The organism is Sinorhizobium sp. CB7 (assembly GCF_041357635.1).
Classification (GTDB): Bacteria; Pseudomonadota; Alphaproteobacteria; order Rhizobiales; family Rhizobiaceae; genus Rhizobium.
The window spans coordinates 27,648-45,018 of record NZ_JAULLL010000019.1 but is presented as its reverse complement, the minus strand read 5'-3'; the positions used below and the strand labels follow the sequence as shown (position 1 = coordinate 45,018).

14 protein-coding genes and 1 tRNA gene are annotated in these 17,371 nt (G+C 56.6%); 10 read left to right on the top strand and 5 right to left on the bottom strand.

The annotated features are described in order from the left end of the window. Window positions 1-55: 55 nt before the first annotated feature. Window positions 56-1,345 (bottom strand): citrate synthase, encoded by a 1,290-nt coding sequence (gltA, locus tag AAE029_RS28455; RefSeq protein WP_371076273.1) that lies wholly within the window; start codon window positions 1,343-1,345, stop codon window positions 56-58. 290 nt (window positions 1,346-1,635) lie between these two features. Between gltA and AAE029_RS28450 the strand changes: the two genes are divergently transcribed. Beyond that, window positions 1,636-4,086, top strand: coding sequence for a ComEC/Rec2 family competence protein (locus AAE029_RS28450; protein ID WP_371076272.1), 2,451 nt, complete (start codon window positions 1,636-1,638; stop codon window positions 4,084-4,086). Here AAE029_RS28450 and lexA read toward each other — a convergent pair. Next, window positions 4,067-4,786 (bottom strand): transcriptional repressor LexA, encoded by a 720-nt coding sequence (gene lexA / locus AAE029_RS28445; protein WP_371076271.1) that lies wholly within the window; start codon window positions 4,784-4,786, stop codon window positions 4,067-4,069. The two genes, AAE029_RS28450 and lexA, sit on opposite strands and share 20 nt — an antisense overlap. A 315-nt stretch (window positions 4,787-5,101) precedes the next feature. On the opposite strand from lexA, the gene AAE029_RS28440 reads away from it, so the two are divergent. The 9 genes from AAE029_RS28440 to AAE029_RS28400 all read left to right on the top strand — a co-directional run bounded on the left by AAE029_RS28440 (window position 5,102) and on the right by AAE029_RS28400 (window position 13,400). Continuing rightward, on the top strand, window positions 5,102-5,434 hold the full coding sequence (locus AAE029_RS28440; RefSeq protein WP_371076270.1) for a hypothetical protein: 333 nt from the start codon (window positions 5,102-5,104) through the stop codon (window positions 5,432-5,434). Window positions 5,435-5,677: 243 nt separating this feature from the next. Then, entirely contained in the window at window positions 5,678-6,184 is a 507-nt protein-coding gene (locus AAE029_RS28435; RefSeq protein WP_371076269.1) for a BA14K family protein, read from the top strand. A 357-nt stretch (window positions 6,185-6,541) separates the two neighbouring features. Continuing rightward, window positions 6,542-7,387 (top strand): glycosyl transferase, encoded by an 846-nt coding sequence (locus tag AAE029_RS28430; RefSeq protein ID WP_371076268.1) that lies wholly within the window; start codon window positions 6,542-6,544, stop codon window positions 7,385-7,387. A 442-nt stretch (window positions 7,388-7,829) separates the two neighbouring features. After that, window positions 7,830-7,919, top strand: a tRNA-Ser gene (locus AAE029_RS28425). A 934-nt stretch (window positions 7,920-8,853) separates the two neighbouring features. Next, the gene (locus AAE029_RS28420; RefSeq protein ID WP_371076267.1) at window positions 8,854-9,975 is read left to right on the top strand and encodes an MraY family glycosyltransferase; all 1,122 of its coding nucleotides are present in this window, start codon (window positions 8,854-8,856) and stop codon (window positions 9,973-9,975) included. 37 nt (window positions 9,976-10,012) lie between these two features. Next, the gene (locus AAE029_RS28415) at window positions 10,013-10,849 is read left to right on the top strand and encodes a glycosyltransferase family 2 protein (protein WP_371076266.1); all 837 of its coding nucleotides are present in this window, start codon (window positions 10,013-10,015) and stop codon (window positions 10,847-10,849) included. Window positions 10,850-10,935: 86 nt separating this feature from the next. Next, the gene (locus AAE029_RS28410; RefSeq protein WP_371076265.1) at window positions 10,936-11,478 is read left to right on the top strand and encodes a YdcF family protein; all 543 of its coding nucleotides are present in this window, start codon (window positions 10,936-10,938) and stop codon (window positions 11,476-11,478) included. 31 nt (window positions 11,479-11,509) lie between these two features. Beyond that, window positions 11,510-12,808, top strand: coding sequence for a hypothetical protein (locus AAE029_RS28405; RefSeq protein ID WP_371076264.1), 1,299 nt, complete (start codon window positions 11,510-11,512; stop codon window positions 12,806-12,808). Then, window positions 12,798-13,400 (top strand): putative colanic acid biosynthesis acetyltransferase, encoded by a 603-nt coding sequence (locus AAE029_RS28400; protein WP_371076263.1) that lies wholly within the window; start codon window positions 12,798-12,800, stop codon window positions 13,398-13,400. The genes AAE029_RS28405 and AAE029_RS28400 overlap by 11 nt, the downstream gene beginning before the upstream one ends. Here the strand turns inward: AAE029_RS28400 and AAE029_RS28395 are convergent. The 3 genes from AAE029_RS28395 to AAE029_RS28385 form a co-directional block, all read right to left on the bottom strand. Next, window positions 13,382-14,470, bottom strand: coding sequence for a glycosyltransferase (locus AAE029_RS28395; protein WP_371076363.1), 1,089 nt, complete (start codon window positions 14,468-14,470; stop codon window positions 13,382-13,384). The genes AAE029_RS28400 and AAE029_RS28395 overlap by 19 nt on opposite strands. A gap of 170 nt (window positions 14,471-14,640) precedes the next feature. Beyond that, complete coding sequence (locus AAE029_RS28390) at window positions 14,641-15,948, bottom strand: glycosyltransferase family 4 protein (protein ID WP_371076262.1); 1,308 nt, start codon at window positions 15,946-15,948, stop codon at window positions 14,641-14,643. After that, window positions 15,945-17,201, bottom strand: a complete 1,257-nt coding sequence (locus AAE029_RS28385; RefSeq protein ID WP_371076261.1) for a glycosyltransferase family 4 protein — start codon at window positions 17,199-17,201, stop codon at window positions 15,945-15,947. The genes AAE029_RS28390 and AAE029_RS28385 overlap by 4 nt, the downstream gene beginning before the upstream one ends. Window positions 17,202-17,371: the final 170 nt, after the last annotated feature.

The following is a 17,371-nucleotide window of genomic DNA, read 5'->3' as shown; positions in this document are numbered from 1 at the left end:
TGCATGTTTTTATCCTTAAATCGGTTCCGATTTAAGGAAACATGCAGTAGTGATCTCAGCGCTTCGAGACCGGAACATAGTCGCGCTTCGGTTCGCCGACATAGAGCTGGCGCGGGCGACCAATGCGTTGATCCGGATCCTCGATCATCTCGTTCCATTGTGCGATCCAGCCGACGGTGCGGGCGAGCGCGAACAGCACGGTGAACATGGTCGTGGGGAAGCCGAGGGCCTTCAGCGTGATGCCCGAGTAGAAGTCGATATTCGGATAGAGCTTCTTCTCGATGAAGTATTCGTCGGTAAGTGCGATGCGCTCGAGCTCGATCGCGACTTCGAGAAGCGGATCGTCCTTGATGCCCAGCTCGCCCAGAACTTCGTGCGTCGTCTTCTGCATGATCTTGGCGCGCGGATCGTAGTTCTTGTAGACGCGGTGACCGAAGCCCATGAGGCGGAACGGATCGTTCTTGTCCTTGGCGCGCGCAATATATTCCGGAATGCGGTCCACCGTGCCGATCTCGCTCAGCATGTTGAGCGCTGCTTCATTGGCGCCGCCGTGGGCCGGTCCCCAGAGGCAGGCGATCCCTGCCGCGATGCAGGCGAAGGGGTTCGCGCCGGAGGAGCCAGCGAGACGAACCGTGGATGTCGATGCGTTCTGCTCATGATCGGCGTGCAGGATAAAGATGCGGTCCATGGCGCGTGCGAGCACCGGATTGACCACATATTCCTCGCACGGCACGGCGAAGCACATGCGCAGGAAGTTCGCAGCGTAGTCGAGGTCATTCTTCGGATAAACGAAGGGCTGGCCGATATGGTATTTATAGGCCATCGCGGCGAGCGTTGGCATCTTGGCGATCATGCGCAGGCTTGCGACCATCCGCTGATGCGGATCGGCGATATCGGTGGAGTCGTGATAGAAGGCCGAGAGTGCGCCGACGCAACCGCACATGACGGCCATTGGATGGGCGTCGCGGCGGAAGCCGGTGAAGAAGCGAGACATCTGCTCATGTACCATCGTGTGATGGGTCACGCGATAGTCGAAGTCCTTCTTCTGAGCGGCGGACGGAAGTTCGCCGTAGAGAAGCAGATAGCAAACCTCGAGGAAGTCGCCATGTTCGGCGAGCTGTTCGATCGGGTAGCCGCGGTGCAGCAGGACGCCTTCATCGCCGTCGATATAGGTGATCTTGGATTCACACGAAGCGGTCGAGGTAAAACCAGGATCGTAGGTGAAGGAACCTGTCTGCTTGTAAAGGGCACCGATGTCGACAACGTTCGGTCCGATTGTGCCGCTCTTGACCGGCAATTCTGCCGACTTGTCGCCGATTTTCAGTGTTGCGCTCTGTTCCGTCATGCTGATCCTCCAAAATGGCGGTTGGCGCCATAAAAGCGCCATAGGGGTTAAGCGTCTACCGATTAGCTATATGATCGTGACGCTAATGCCAAGTTACTCTGGCGCTGAATTGTGCATTGCAAAATCAACTTTTAGGCAGAGCAGCAATGGCGTTTCTGCATAGAAGAAACGGCTCGTTCAGGTGCGATTTTTGCAAAGTTGTATTTTCTCTGAATTTTAATCGATTGTGATTGCGAAAATCATGCAGTGGTTGCAATCTTCTGCCGTTTTTGACCAATTCGGGGCGGTAGATGCCGGAGCCGGAAACGATCGAACGGCAGGGCAGGGATCTGCGAATAGACGAAGGTCCAAGCGGCTTTTCGGCACCGATACGTGCCGAGGCGAGGCAGCCGGCGAGGACGTGGCATCGGAGGCGATTCGCTGTCGGTGCCGCTAACATCTTGGGCGAGGCCCGGTCCAGCCTCCGGTGGATGTCGAGCGAGGAAGAGGCGCATGGCCATACCTTTCTCTTTGTTCCCGTCTGTATCGGAACGGGCGCCGTCATCTGGTTTAAGACTGAAACCGATTTTTCGGCCATCGCACTCACTGTCGCTGTTCTCGTATGCTTCTGCATACTCTTTGTCTCGCGGGATGCCGAGCTTCTGGTGAAACGGACCGTTTGGGCCGGTCTTCTTGTTCTCCTTGGCATGGTGCTGTCTCAGGTGGAGACGTGGCGTTCGCAGACCGTGGTTCTCGATTCCGCGGTTACCACGACATTGACGGGCCGTGTCGAGCGGCGTGAGACCAGCGGGCAGGGGCGTTGGCGCTATATCCTCGCCTTGGAGAAGACCGAACTGCCAGCGATCAAACGCCCGCCGAGGCGGATTTCCGTTATCTCGCGCGGCATGGATCTTCCCTTCGAAATAGGCGATACGCTGACCGGGCGTGCGCGTCTCGTACCGCCCGCTGGGCCGGCCCTGCCGCTGCTGAATGATTTCGCTTTCAGTGCCTATTTCGATAGCATTGGTGCGAACGGCTATTTTTACGGAGCGCCGCAACGCGTACCTCGTTCAGGGGCCGACACCGAAGAGCCGCGGATGGTTGCGGTCGAAAAATGGCTCCACGGACTGAGAGCCGGAATAGGGGATCGCATTCGCTCGATTCTGCCGGGCGATACCGGCGCTTTCGCCGCCGCGCTCGTCACCGATGAGCGGCGCGCCATTTCGGAGGAGACGACTGAGGCACTGCGTATTTCCGGACTGGCGCATATCATCGCCATCTCCGGGCTGAACATGGCGCTTTCGGCCGGCATCTTCTTTATCGGTTTCCGTTCCGTACTGAGCCTCCTTCCCGGGATGGCTCAAGCTTATCCGACCAAGAAGATCGCGGCCTTCGGTGCGCTTGTTGCAGTTACTGCCTATTTCCTCATCTCCGGCTTCGGAGTCTCCGCCGAACGCGCCTTCATCATGATGGCCATCATGCTGATTGCGGTCTTCTTTGACCGCCCTTCGCTCAGCCTCCGCAATGTCGCCCTGTCGGCGATCGTCATACTGGTGCTATCGCCATCCGAAGTTCTGGGGCCGAGCTTCCAGATGTCGTTTGCTGCTACGCTGGCACTGATTGCAGGCTACGCGGTCTGGAAGGACCGGCCCGCTCATACGCCATTCCATACCACAAATCCTGCCTTGCTTGCCCTGTTGCTGGCCGCGCGGTTCTTCGGTGGGATTTTGCTGACATCTCTGATCGGAGGTCTGTCCACGGCAGTTTTTGCAATCGAGCATTTTCACCGATTGGCGACATATGGCCTTGCCGCCAACCTGGCTGCCATGCCGGTCATAACCTTCATCGTGATGCCGGCGGGGCTATTCGCCATGCTGCTGATGCCCTTCGGTCTGGATCCAACGCTATGGAAGGTTGTCGGTTTCGGCCTCGATCTCGTCATCGCCATTGCAAAGACCATCGCGGACTGGGGCGGCAATATCGACGTCGGGCGCCTGCCGTCGTGGTTCTTTCCTGTCATGGTCGGGGGCTTTCTGCTGCTCACTCTGCTTCGCACGAAATTGCGGCACACGGGAACGCTCACGCTTGCGATCGCATTGATTCTCGTATGCCTAGTGCCGCCGGCGCCACAGCCGGACATGCTGATTTCCGAGGATGGTGGGCTTGTCGCTGTGATTCATGACGACGAGCTCGCTACCAATCGCGATCGCCCGCCGAGTTTCATCTTCGAACAGTGGCAGCATGCGCTTGCGATTTCTCAGCACCGAAGGCCGAAAACCATTGATGGGGAGCAGGCCAACCCCTCCGCTTCAAGCAAGTCCCGCCGCAGATTGGATGCTGCAGAACGCCAGCAGGCGAGGGAAGCCATGCGTGCCGCAACGGAGGCAGGAACGGATAGGGGCTTCGTCTGCGCAAAGAGGGCATGGTGCACGACGAAGCTGCCGAACGGAAAGGTAGTCACGACGATCGACGATGCTGCCTATCTTGGCCCGGCATGCGACACCGCTCAGATCGTCATCACGTCGATAAGGCTCCGCTTTGACCGTTGCAGGTCGGGTGCGGCACTTTTCACCGGAGAAACACTACGCAAGACTGGCGCAGTGGAAATACGCTTCGATCAGGAAGGGCCGGTTATCAAAACCGCCTTCGATACGTTGGAGAGGCCCTGGAACCGGCACCGCGCCTATGATTGGCGATCGGATCGCTTCACGGAGCAGGCAACATTGGAAACGCCCGCTTCAATCAATGATAGCGACGAATGAGCCCGACGAGCTTTCCTTGAACCTTGACGCGATCGGGGCCGAAGATGCGCGTCTCGTAAGCGGGATTTGCTGCTTCGAGAGCAATCGATGCGCCCTTGCGCCGGAACCGTTTGAGCGTTGCTTCCTCGTCATCCACCAGTGCAACGACGATATCGCCGGGATTGGCCGTCGTAACATTGCGAATGATGACCGTGTCGCCGTCGAAGATGCCGGCATCAATCATCGAATCGCCCTTGACCTCGAGAGCGTAATGTTCGCCGCTGCCGAGCATGTCGGCGGGAATGACGATGTCATGCGTATTGTTCTGGATGGCCGAGATCGGCACGCCGGCGGCGATGCGGCCCATCACCGGGATGGAGACGGATTTGCCGGGATCCTCAGTAACGGGCTTTATCGGTGCAGCCGCAATCGGCTGAGGCTTGCCAAGGCTTCCTTCGATGACACTCGGCGAGAAGCCGCGCCGTGGCTGAATACTCGGGCTATAGGCCTCGGGCAGCTTGATAACCTCAAGCGCGCGAGCCCGGTTGGGCAGGCGGCGAATGAAGCCACGCTCTTCGAGCGCTGTGATCAGCCTATGGATTCCCGATTTTGATGCCAGATCGAGCGCGTCCTTCATCTCATCAAAGGATGGCGGAACACCAGATTCCTTCATCCGCTCGTGTATGAAAAGGAGCAGTTCCTGTTGTTTGCGCGTCAACATTTTTGCTGGAACCCCAGATCGGTGAAACAAAGCCAGAACAGACACTATATGTTCCATATGTGTTCCGCAAGTACCTAAATTTTCGTGAAAGTTTTCGAGATACTCAAAATATTTTTGCTTCAGGCCCCATGTTGGAATTTGGACTGAAAAATGCCGGACAATAGGGCATATTAGTTGTTTCAGGACCAAGTGGTGCCGCCGGTAGCAGTTCGGTGCAGATCGCTCTAGCCCGTTTTCAATCGGCCTCTACTTTAGTGCTGTGGCGGATAAAGCGGCCTGCCGCAGATCTCCGCTTTTCGGAAAAGCGAGGATGCCATGCGAATGATTCTTGCAGGGATTGCCATAATTTTTGCCACTGCTGCCGGCGCGCATGAAGCTCCGTCCGGCTTTACCTATGAGCCCTATTGTTGCAATGGAGACGGCCACAACGGTGATTGCCAGCAAATTTCATCGAAGACGGTTCGTCCCGTTCCGAAGGGATTTCAGGTGACCCTGCTGCCCGGTGATCACCGCCTGGCGACACACAAGCACGTGTTCTTCGTTCCTCAGACGCAAACGATGGAGTCTCCGGACGGCGCCTATCATCTTTGCCTTTTCCCAAACGAATATACCGTGCGCTGCTTCTATGCGCCTCCAATGGGTTTCTGAGGCTCGCCGAAACCGCACACAGTGGCACGAGAGATAGGCTGTGGCGTCCTGCCAAAGGCAGGCATGTCGCGGGAACCCGGCATGAACGTCGCTCACCGCATTGTCGTGCTCGGACCCGGCGCTTGAATTGAAGGCGGAACGTCCCGGTAACATTTTCGGGAGCGCTCGAACGTTCACCTTCGGTTCACGTTGAGGGTAAGATGATATGCGATGCTCGCATCATTCCGACAAGGTGAGGAAGACATGAAAAAGCTAGCCATCATCATCCTGTCGGCCACAACTGCCTTTACAGGTGTTGCCCCGGCCGAAGCTTTTCCTTTGCCCGCCGCAATGACAATGCCTGGAGTCGAGGCGTCCTCGGATGTTCAGCAAGTCGATCATCGAAGGTTCATTCCTCGTTACGGCAGCAACAATCCCCATATCAGGCGGTGGGACCGTGAAAATAACTCCCCACGCAGCTATTTCGGTCGCTACAGCTATCGGGACGGCTATTATCGCGGTGATTACTACCGCGACGGCTACTATCGGCGCCGTCACTATCGCAGGTACGATCACGGAGACGCTGCAGCCGCTATCATCGGTGGGTTGGCGACAGGGGCGATCATCGGCGCTCTGGCGTCGCAGCCGAGATATTACGGCGGCAATGGGCACGCGAACTGGTGCTACAGTCGATATCGATCCTATCGCGCATGGGACAACACTTATCAGCCCTATTACGGCCCCCGTCGTCAATGTGTGTCGCCATACTGATCGTGGAAGGCCGTCGCAGATTTCACGTCCCGCCATCGCGCTGGGTCCTTCATACCGCGTTTTCAGCGACGCGATATTTGAGACGAGGCAACAGTGGCTTTTATTCTTCTGCAACTCGCTTCTTCGGCTGATGAGGCAAAGTAACATCACTTCAGTGAAGACGTGAAGTGTAACTGATTGCAGGATTGATCGCGGTCGGGTTGCTTGTTATTCGAAGATCACGACCCGGTCGATACTTGGCAGGTTTAAAATGCAATCGTACACGTGCACATTTTTGCAAGCGGCGCTGAATGGTGTCTGCGCGTGCCGTGACATTGGCGCAAAAATTCTTTTGGTCGTTCAGGAAAATTCAGCGGGATGATGACGAGAATTCTTGCCGCGAGCGGTGGCGTCAAGCAAGTCATTTGCATGAATTGGGGGACCAAGTACGGTGCAACATTCATCAATCGACTCTACGGTATGGTTGCTCGCAACATCACACCGCCCTTCACCTTCACCTGCTTCACCGACAACAGGGAAGGATTGAACCCGGGGATACTGTGCGAAGACCTGCCGGATCTTGATCTCGAGAAAATGCCGGTGAACACGAAGGGCATTTGGCAAAAGGCAAGACTCTGGGGTCCAAAGCTCGGCAGCCTCTCCGGTCCGGTGCTCTATCTGGATCTCGATTTGGTTGTCGTCGCGTCTCTCGACCCGTTCTTCGAGGTTGGAAATCCGGATGATGTTGTCATGGCTCAAAACCAGACCACACCCTTCGAGCGTCTCGGCCAATCCTCCGTCTTCCGATTCCCCGTAGGCAAGCTCGTCCCCTTGCAGGAAAAGTTTCGCGCCAACCCTCAGGCGATCGCCGATGAATATAAATACGAGCAACGCTTTCTCACCCGCAACGCGCCGGGCAAACTGAAGTTCTATCCTCGACGCTGGGTTTTGCATTTCAGACAGGACTGTCGTTGGCCAATGCCCTTGAACTACGTACTCGTCCCGCACTTGCCGACCAGCGCGCGAGTTGTTCTATTTCCACGCGGTTTTCATCCCCAAAATGCGATTGACGGCAAATTCGGCCCCAAAGGCCTGTCAGCGACGCCGCTCGATCACATACTCGGCGTCTTCAAGGCCAACCGAAGGGGAACAAAGTCACCGTTGACATACTTGCGGCACTATATCCTCCCCACACCGTGGGTAGCGCACCATTGGCGTGAATAAGCGGCGATTGAATTAACACTGGAGAATCGAAGTTTTTGAACAATCGGTCGGGGACCGTTTGGCTTGGATAAACGTTGCTCTAGTGAAAGGGCCATGGGCACCTGTGCTTCTCTGTAAGAAAAGAGGGTCGTTTTGTTGTCGTCAGCCGGCGGATGGCATCGGCAAAGGTAAGGTTGAGGCCGCAGCGCCGATGCCATGAGGGGCAAGCCTGCTCTAAGTTCGTCCTTGCGCTTCCCCCAATCGTCGTCGAATAGAACTTCGATGGTTGGTCGGATACTTTTAGGGCTCACACGAGCTATCCGGCGAACGCTGCGGAACAAGTTGACGCTGCGATCAAAGCTGCTAAAAAGCCACCCATCGAATGATTGGGTAGCAAATCGGTCGCAATCGCCGATTTCGAGAAATCAACAGAATGTAGATTTTTCAACCTTTTCAGCAAGATGGAAGAGTGTCCGAGTGGTTTAAGGAACCGGTCTTGAAAACCGGCGTGCGGGAAACCGTACCGTGGGTTCGAATCCCACCTCTTCCGCCATTGTCTCTACTTAACTTATTGTTATAGAAGCATTATCTCGGATATCACTGCATCATTCCACGCCGACAAGAGGATAAGGTCTCGATCTGTTCTCATGTGGAATCGGCAGGGGCGCTTGGCTCGTAACTGTGTCAGGCTGATCTCGTCGACGCGCTTGAATGCCCTCATTTGCTTTCATCCGCGCGGTACAACTCCGGTTGAACGTATAAGCTCGCTTGCCATCGAAGATGATTTAATGGAAAATCTTGGATCTGGCCCCTGGAGGCCTGGCAGCCACCCATGATCGGAGAACACCATGCCTCTGAAATATCTTCTGGCCGCCGCAGTAATGGCGCTTTTGACGCTTTCAGGATGCGCAACCACTGGCGCAAGCAACACAACTTACGCACAGCCGCAAGGCATGGGCCCAAATTACGGTAGCGGTGTTACTGGCTACGCTGACATCCAGTAATATAAACTCGCTGGTCGTTCGCATCGCTCCGAGCTGCCGGGCATTGCCTTAAATTCATGCCCCGCTCGGACCCGGCGCAACCGCGCTCACCAGGTCTTTTCGCCACGCATAACCGATCACTGCTATTTTCGGCGGCCGTCACTTGATCTCGCCACTATCGACCGGCTCTCGGTAATCGAAGGGGCGTCCTTTTCGATGAGGTGGGTCTGCCAGTCATAGCCAGACGCGCACCTCTTCTTGCGATTTCTCCGGCATGAACGCCTTTCCAAAGGAAAGGCGTTGGTCCATCGAATTTCATTGCCCTTTGGGGTGCGACCGATATCGCCGCAAGTAGTAGGCCTATTCGCCGGCAACGTCTTATGGCTGAAAATTGGCTTCTTTTTCCCACGTATCAGCAAACTCCCAGGAGATTTTATCCTCCGTCGCAGGGTCTCTGGCTTGCAGTCGGGATCGGCTACGTCGCGCGCCGAGGGGATGGTCAAGATGTCTGGGCTTATACTGAGCAATATTCTCGCTTTCATGCTTTGCGTTGCGTTCATCACGGTGCTGAGAAGGGTGTCGGTTACCGTTGCCCTGGTCGACCATCCTGATGCGAGGAAGCGCCATGACGGGCATATACCGCTTTGCGGAGGCATTGCGATATTCGCTGCCTTCGCGATCGTTTCCAGCGTGAGCGGACAGCTTTTAAGCCTCTCTGTGAACTACTGGCTCGCCCTGGCGATCATCCTCGCGCTCGGTGTCGCCGATGATCGCTATCAACTTTCGGCATTCAGGCGTCTTTTGGTCCAACTGCTGGCTTCCCTCATCATGGTCGCCGAATTCGATACGTCATCCCTGTCGCTTAACTTCTTTCACACTGAGATCGCAGCCCTGGCGTTGGTAGCCTTCGTCATCAGCACCTGCTTCATTACCGGCCTTGTCAACTCCTGGAACATGCTCGATGGTGTCGACGGACTTGCAGGTGGTGCGGCGGCGGTTGCCATCATGTGGCTGCTCGTGATTTCCGGATTTTCAGGTTCTTCGGACGTCATGCCTTCCCTGGAGATACTTCTCGTCGGAATCTGCGGCTTCCTGATCTTCAATATGAGAAGCCCATGGCGTCCACGCGCCAGTATCTTCCTCGGCGATGCCGGGAGTACAGCGCTTGGCGCGACCCTTTCCTACGTCATCCTCATGCTGGCAGCCGGCGATTCCGCGATCCCATTTGCCGCTCTTCTTTGGGTCGTTATCATTCCGATTATCGACACGTTGAGCCTGATGATACGTCGCGTGCTTGACCGCCGCAGCCCGATGTCGGCGGACCGTTGGCACTTGCATCATTTGCTTCTCGACAGTGGCCTGTCACCTGCCTCCGCGACCGGCGTGATCACTGCGCTTTCTGCGATTTGCGGCGGGATCGGATACATCGGGATCGTCCAGGGCGTTTCGGGGTTCGTCATGGCCGCCGGACTGCTGGTGCCGGCGGCCTTGCACACCGGATTCGTACTGATGTGGCGGCCGCGAAAGCCGGCCTTCCAACGGCTGCTGGGTTCTGCCGCATCCGGGTCGCCGGAGGTCATCAGCCTGGCAGCCACCAAGCGCGACAAAAGCGGCGTCGAGATTTGAATGGGTTTGGAAATTTGGTTTTTCGGAGAGGTGTTTCGTGTCGATCTCTGTATGCATCCTGACGCTGAATGAGGAAATCAATCTTCCCGCATGCCTGGAATCTCTATCCTGGTGCGACGACATCGTCGTCCTTGACTCCTTCAGCACTGATCGGACGGTCGAAATTGCCAAGGAGGCGGGCGCTCGCGTCTATCAACGTGCCTATGACAGCGAAGACCGCCAACGCATGTTCGCGCTGAAGGAAATCACCTACAAGCACAAATGGGTCTTCATGCCGGATGCCGACGAGGTGACACCACCTGATCTGCGCGATGAAATGCTGGCAATCGCGGTTGATCCGACAAGACCCGAGGCCTTCTTCCGCATCCGCTACAAGAATATGTTCATGGGTCGGTGGATAAAGCATAGCAGCCTCTATCCAACCTGGATGACGCGATTTTTCCGCCCTGACCGTATCATCCGCTTCGAGCGTGAAGAGCATGCCCGCCCCATCGGCGATGGGCCGGAAGGAAAGCTGAAGGCCCACTACTTCCACTACAGTTTCAACAAGGGCCTCAGGGCCTGGTATGAAAAGCACAATCGCTATTCTTCGTCCGAAGCGCGCGAAACAGCCGAGAGCCTGCGCAACGGGCGCATTCCCTGGGGAGAGGTCATAAGTTCCCGTGCTGAAGTTCGCCGACGCGCGCTGAAGGAATTGTCAAAGCACGTCCCATTCCGCGCGACGGCTCGATTCGTCTACATGTACTTCGTGCGCGGTGGTTTCCTTGATGGCATCCAAGGTTATCATTACTGCCGGCTGATTGCGGCATACGAATATATGATCGTGATCAAGACGATGGAGTTGCAGCGGCGGGAGCGCGGATTGCCCGTATGACGAGTGTTCGGAAATTGTCGAACGGGCCACGGTCGCCGCGAACTGAGTTCTCCAGAGGTTGGTATCTCACAGGAGCTCTTTGCATCATGGCAATCCTGCTTGCAGGTTTCTATGTCTTCGCCCTCGTCGCATCGGACGAGGTTCTTGTCGTTCACGATCCCCTTGAGAAAACCGACATCATCGTTGTGCTAGGGGGCGATGGACCGCCGCGGGCGACGCATGCCGCCGAACTTTGGCAGCAGGGCCTTGCGCCCCGCATCCTCGTCAGCGGCAGCGGAGACTGCCTGTCGATCAGGGATGCAATGATCAACCAGGGGGTTGGGGCAGGGGCGATCAGCGTCGAATGCAAATCGGCCAGTACCTGGGAAAATGCAGAATTTTCTGCACCGCTCCTGAAATCGATGAATGTACACAGCGGCGCCCTGGTCACCAGCTGGTTTCATTCCCGACGAGCCCTCGACAGTTTCGCATTTGCTGCAAAGGAGATCGCCTGGGTCTCCTGGCCTGTAGAACGAAACATCTCGTATTCGAAACTCGTCTTTGACCATAAGGGGCTTCAGATCACCAAGGAATATCTGAAACTATCCTTATACAAGTCTTGGTTTATCTTCGCGCCCGATCCGTCATAGGCGGTCGGCGGAAGACGTTTGGGTAAAAGCGATGAACTGGTTGTTGACTTGCGTTCTTGTCCTCGTCGTGTTCTGCCTATTGGGCGTTGGTATGGTTCGGCGCGTGAACCTTTATCAATTTCCGTTCCTGACGGGCGTTATCACCTTCGCTTTTCTCCTGCCGCAGGTTCCCGCTCTAGCAGACGATCGCTTTCTGCCGGAAAACGCATTCGCCAAAACCGTCGCTTTTACCATTCTTTGTCTGCTGATGTGCTGGTTGGGCTACACGTCGCGCGTCAAGCCCTTCTCCTTCTTTCGTCACGACTTTTCAGAAAAGCGCCTTCTTGTCATCGCCTTTTTGCTGTCGATCCTTGGAGCCTATTTCTATTATAAGCTCAGTCGCCTTTCGACCGAAATCACGGTCGGTGTACAAATGACCGGCGTGCCGGTTATCTATGTCTTTTTCTCGAGATTGCTCTGCTATGGTCTCGCCGTAGCGGTCCTTTGCTTTGCCAGACGCATGTCATTTGTGGCATTGGCTATTATCGCGTTTGATCTCGTCTTCTACCTCGATCGAATCGTCGTAACAGGAAAGCGAGCCGAGACCGTGGAGCTCTGCTTCATCTTCCTGCTTGCCTTCTGGTTTTACCGCGGCTGGACGCTTTCGCGTGTGCTGACGGTCGCCGCTTTGCTGCTTGGAACAGTCGGCATGGCCAGCATGGGCGATTATCGCAATATCACTCGGGCGAATGCCACGCCGATTTGGAGCGATGTAGCGAGTATTGATGTGGTCGGCAATGTCACCCAGGTTTTGAGGGACGGCGGGCCGGAAATGCGCAACGCCGTGCTCCGAATAAACGACACCGACAGCACGCTGGATTTCGATTACGGCAAATTTCACTGGAATCGGCTGATCTTCAGCTACGTGCCGGCTCAGCTGCTCGGCAGCGGTTTCAAGAACGCGCTGATGCTGTCCATGCCTGTTCCTGCGCGGGATTACGACCCCTTGACCGGCACTACCGAAACAGGAATGGCGGATGCCTTCCAGTCCTTCTGGTATTTCGGCGCACTGAAATTTCTCCTCCTGTCCTATTTGATGCACCGGATTTGGGTTTCGGCGAATGCGGGAGAGGCATCAGCACAAGTGGTCTACATGCTATCCATCGTTCCCGCCATGCATGCGATTTCGCATCAGACGGATTGGGTCGTGATGGTCTGGGTGCATATGCTGTTTTTTCTTGTACCGTTCTTGGCGTTCGCGCGCATTGGACCGCGTAGGAGAGCAGGGCGTGAAGAAAGCAAGTCCAAGATCACATCTGTTTCGAGGGGAGCTGCCTGGCATGTACACTGACCATGTCTCTTTCGACGATCCCGAAATCCTTCTTCCAAGGTTCGGCGGGCCTACCTTCTCGTTGAAGTTTCGAGCCATGCGCCTGTTGTGGGCGATTTGCTGGACCACACTGGCCGCGTGGACGCCTTCGCCGATGGCCCGTTGGCGGCTTTGGTTGCTCCGGTGCTTTGGCGCCCAGGTTCATTCCACGGCCTCCATCGATGGCAGGGCCAAAATCTGGTGGCCCGGAAACCTTGAGATGGGGGAGTTCGCTTCAATTGGACCTGGCGCCATCTGCTACAACGTCGCCCGTGTGACGATTGCCGATCACGCAAACGTTTCTCAACGAGCGCATTTGTGCACTGGGACTCACGACATCCATGACAGCCGGTTCCCGTTGATCAGCAAACCGATCACGCTTCAGGCTAACTGCTGGATCGCCGCCGAAGCCTTCGTCGGGCCGAATGTCACGGTCGGGGAGGGAGCCGTTCTGGGAGCGAGAGGTGTCGCGGCTAAATCGCTCGACGCCTGGACCGTCTATGTGGGCAATCCGGCCAAGCCGGTCGGTCGACGCAATCCGGCTGCAGCCGCCTGCTACGCAAACGAGCGGTAGCTGTTTATGGTCTTTCCTGCAATGACCGGCCAGGTGAAGTTCTCCATCACGAGTCGCCGGCCATTTTCGCCCATTTTGTTGGCCATGGGACCGTTCTTCAACACGGCTACCAGCGCCTTAGCAATCGCCGCAGGGGCCAGCGACGTTACAATACCAGCTTGAGCCGAATCCACTTCCGGAAAGTGACACGCATCACTTATGACAACCGGCACACTGCAGGCGAGCGCTTCGGTAATTGCAAGGCTGAATCCTTCCTGTCTGCTCGGAAGACAAAAGCAGGCGGTTGCCGAGAAGGCCTGAAGCTTGGCTGCCCCATAGATCGGTCCGGTCAACCAGACGCGCTCCTCAATACCCAGGGTGCGCACGAGCGCCAGAAATTCTTCGCGCGCTCCGTCATCCGGTCCCGCAACCACCAGATCGACATCCGGGCATTCGGCGGAAACCATCTGAAACGCCTTGGCAAGAAGATCCAGGCCCTTCTTGAAGTGGAGGCGGGAAAGAAAGAGCACAAAGCGTCGATCGTTCGGCATGTTGATCTGCTTGCGGAAAGACACCGCATCGGAACCTTGCTCGAATTCCTCAGGAAAGACCCCGTTGGGAATAACGATCGTTGGTGTAGCCAGCGAAAGCGGCCGCATCAATTGTGCTTCGTCGGCATTCAGCGCCTGAATGAACTTGGCGTCTTCAAGCATGCCGCGATAGCCAAGAGACAGCGCCAACCGCTTTTTCCACGCCTTTTGCTGCAGGCTCCACGAGTCGAGCATTCCAGCCGGCCGCACGCAATAAGGCACGCCTGCCTTTCTTGCTGCCGATGCCGATCTGAACAGGAGGGACTCCCATACCCCATGAAGGTGAATGAAATCGGCGGAAGGCAGAATTCGATTGATTAGCCTTGACCCTTTAATGCAGGCAATGCGCTCAAGGCGATCTGGGTCCGGCAGCAAATGCCACCGGATTTTTTCGAAATCGGGTATATTCGCCGCGGCACGAAAGGCCCTGTCCCGACTGTCTGGCCCGGCATAGCTAACGATGTGGACCTCATGACCCAGCGCGCATTGTGCTGCGGCCATTCGGACGACCACGGTCTGTGGTCCTCCGCCTGCCGGATCTATCGTAGAAATGACGTGAACTATCTTCATGCTGCGACAGATCTCCGAAAACATCCTGGCGTCCTTGCCGAGCTGACAGCAACAACATACGTCCTTATCGGCCGGCGTAGTCGTCACCGCCTGCAAGTCGCTCACGATGCGGAATGCGCGCCCGACCACGTTGCGATCTGGTACTGCGCATGATCCGCATTTCCTTGTCGAACGCTCCCGACAATGACGCGAGGAAGGGTGTCGATTGCAGCGAGCAGGCGTTCGCCATATTTCTCAACGGTGAACTCAGCTGCTCGTCGGAGAGCATTCACAGACATTTCGGCTCGCAATTGGTCATCCACTGCCAGCCTTTCGATTGCTTCCGCTATCGCTTGGCTGTCGCGAAGGGGAACAACGAAGCCTTCCACGCCGTCACGCACGACGCTTCCGGTATTTTCGGTTGTGACGACTGGCAGACCGGCGGCGAGCGCCTCGTAGACGACGGTTGCCGACCCCTCGCAGATCGAAGGCAGCAAGAAGACGTCGGCCCATCGGTATTCCTCGGCCATGGCAGCGCGTGGAATGATGCCGGCAGGATCGACAGACAGCGCCAGTTTCTTCTTGATCGCCTCAGGGAGATTGCATGGACCGACCATGCGGAACCTTGCCGCTCCGCCAAGAAGCCGGGCAGCTTCGACGACGTAAGGAGAACCCTTTCGTAGACCGATTTGGCCAGCAGTAAGCACCCGCAGCGGGCCTGGCGAGCGCGGTGGCCGACTGGCCGGCGATCTCGCGTTGACCCCATAGGGAACAACGATGCAACGGCTTTCGTCACCTCCAGCCGCAACGACGTGTTTGCGTACGAATTCGGACGGGCATATGATCAAATCCGCTACATCCCATTCCGCTTTCTCACGGTCAGCAAAGATGCGGGCGAACGAATTGACCGGTAGCGGACCTGCCCAATCGGGAAAGGATTCGGCTTCTTCCTTTACCAGTTGTTCGACCAGGTCGCGCGGGGCGATCATCTGTTCCACTGCGGCCCACAATCCCCGCTGCTTGGCAGCCTTTATCTGTTCGAGTGCATCGCCGCTGAAGGCATAAATCCCTTCGGCGCCGTGGAAACCGTTGCGGGCAACCAGACGGGAGAAATGAGCGCCCGCCCACAGAGCGTGCGACGTATCGTCGACGACATCCTTTCCGCGCATCCGACGTAAAGCTGACCGGATGCCGAAGACGGGAAAGATCGTAATCAGATTCGATGGAACATTCTTCGGCTGCCGTCCGGCGAAGCGCCGAAGGGCCGCCGGCGTAAGAGTGGTGGGCAAAGCCGTGGCGAGGCGAGACCAGCTCTTCGTTGCGCATATGTCCGTATAGAAATGCGCGAGGCGATCCCGGGATGCGAATATGGCTGGCACTGCATAATGCATGCGGGCGCCGAGCTGGCTGACAATGACTTTTCCACTCATGAAAACTGCCTCTGGATCTCATCGCGATAAGGCGCCGATATTGGCTTCAGCCGCTCGATGAGCGCACACCAGCTTTCTATCGCAGCTCGGCGGGAGTAGGCGGTGCCGATCAAATGTCGTGCAGCCTTGCCCATCTCCGAGCGACGGGCGGGGGACTCTTGCAGCTCCCGGATGGTGAGGGCTAGTTTTTCGGCATCTCCAATCGCGACCGTTTCTCCGCATGACCCTGAAGCCACTATGCGGGCGACTTCCCCATCCCGGTCACCGATGAAGATCGTCGGTCTACCCGCGGCAAGGATGCCGTAAAGCTTGCTTGGTATGATGCAGTGCTCGAGTTGCGGTAACAGAGAAACGAGATGGACATCGGCGGCGCTGAGACTTTCGGCCAGACGTTCAGCCGGTTGCAGCGGCTTGAAGATGACATTTTCCAGCTTACGTTCCCTTACCGCTTCCTGAACCGCGGCATGCTGATGACCGCTGCCGATCAGAAGGAAGCGGATATCCTTGCGATCCCTAAGGAGTGAGGCGGTTTCGATAATCGTCGTGAATTCGTGTGCTCTGCCGAAATTGCCCGAATAGCCGACGACGAAATCATCCCTGAGGTCCCATTCCTGGCGAAGGCGGTTTTGCTCCGGATCCACGGGATAAATCTCATCCTCGTTGGACCAGTGGTACTGGACGGCGATTCTTTCCTTCGGCAGGGCCTGCCCGATCATGTAGTCCGCCATAGTCTTCGTGGGGCAGATGATGAGCGCGGACTTCCTGATCGACCGGTCTCGAATGGCTCTTGCGAGCCTCCCGAAGGACCGATGATTCTTCAGATATCCAAGTTCGATCGCGGTCTCCGGAAACAGATCCATGATCCAGTTGACCATCCGAGCCCTCCGCAGCTTCAGCGCAATGGCACAGCTGACCGACAGGAACGGCGGATCCGTACATATGACGGCGACATCGTTCTTGGAGGTGTTTCGCAGGAACCACCAGAGTGCAAGCACGTGAAAGGAAAGATAGTCGATTGACCTGCCGACAACGGATTGCCTACCGAACCGGGATGTGGTCAGGCGGCAGACCCTGACCCCCGATATCGTTTCCTCCTCAGGCAGAAGCACGTCCTTTCTGTTGTGCAGACTTCGACCGGCGAGGGCGACGACTTCGAAGCCGCGTTGCGCCAGGGCGAAGGCTATGGAGGACACCATCCGACTGGTCGCCGACTGGTCTGGGTAGAAGTAGCGATTAGCGAAAATAATTCTCATACTGCTGCCTTGGCTGCTTCGGCGAGAGTAAAGTCCGGCATGGTGGCCGACGACCGGATGCTGCTCATTCTGGCAGGCGGGGCAATGCTCGCAAGTTCCCCAAATGCGATAGAGCGGTGAGCCGAATATAGGCTTTGCTACCCCTTATGCGGGATGTCTGCGACTTTCGG

Excerpts from the sequence above, each read along its gene's own strand:
- gltA (WP_371076273.1), bottom strand. The coding sequence starts at position 1,345 with ATGACGGAACAGAGCGCAACACTGAAAATCGGCGACAAGTCGGCAGAA.
- AAE029_RS28450 (WP_371076272.1), top strand. The coding sequence starts at position 1,636 with ATGCCGGAGCCGGAAACGATCGAACGGCAGGGCAGGGATCTGCGAATA.
- lexA (WP_371076271.1), bottom strand. The coding sequence starts at position 4,786 with ATGTTGACGCGCAAACAACAGGAACTGCTCCTTTTCATACACGAGCGG.
- AAE029_RS28440 (WP_371076270.1), top strand. The coding sequence starts at position 5,102 with ATGCGAATGATTCTTGCAGGGATTGCCATAATTTTTGCCACTGCTGCC.
- AAE029_RS28435 (WP_371076269.1), top strand. The coding sequence starts at position 5,678 with ATGAAAAAGCTAGCCATCATCATCCTGTCGGCCACAACTGCCTTTACA.
- AAE029_RS28430 (WP_371076268.1), top strand. The coding sequence starts at position 6,542 with ATGATGACGAGAATTCTTGCCGCGAGCGGTGGCGTCAAGCAAGTCATT.
- AAE029_RS28420 (WP_371076267.1), top strand. The coding sequence starts at position 8,854 with ATGTCTGGGCTTATACTGAGCAATATTCTCGCTTTCATGCTTTGCGTT.
- AAE029_RS28410 (WP_371076265.1), top strand. The coding sequence starts at position 10,936 with ATGGCAATCCTGCTTGCAGGTTTCTATGTCTTCGCCCTCGTCGCATCG.
- AAE029_RS28405 (WP_371076264.1), top strand. The coding sequence starts at position 11,510 with ATGAACTGGTTGTTGACTTGCGTTCTTGTCCTCGTCGTGTTCTGCCTA.
- AAE029_RS28400 (WP_371076263.1), top strand. The coding sequence starts at position 12,798 with ATGTACACTGACCATGTCTCTTTCGACGATCCCGAAATCCTTCTTCCA.
- AAE029_RS28395 (WP_371076363.1), bottom strand. The coding sequence starts at position 14,470 with ATGGCCGCAGCACAATGCGCGCTGGGTCATGAGGTCCACATCGTTAGC.
- AAE029_RS28390 (WP_371076262.1), bottom strand. The coding sequence starts at position 15,948 with ATGAGTGGAAAAGTCATTGTCAGCCAGCTCGGCGCCCGCATGCATTAT.
- AAE029_RS28385 (WP_371076261.1), bottom strand. The coding sequence starts at position 17,201 with ATGAGAATTATTTTCGCTAATCGCTACTTCTACCCAGACCAGTCGGCG.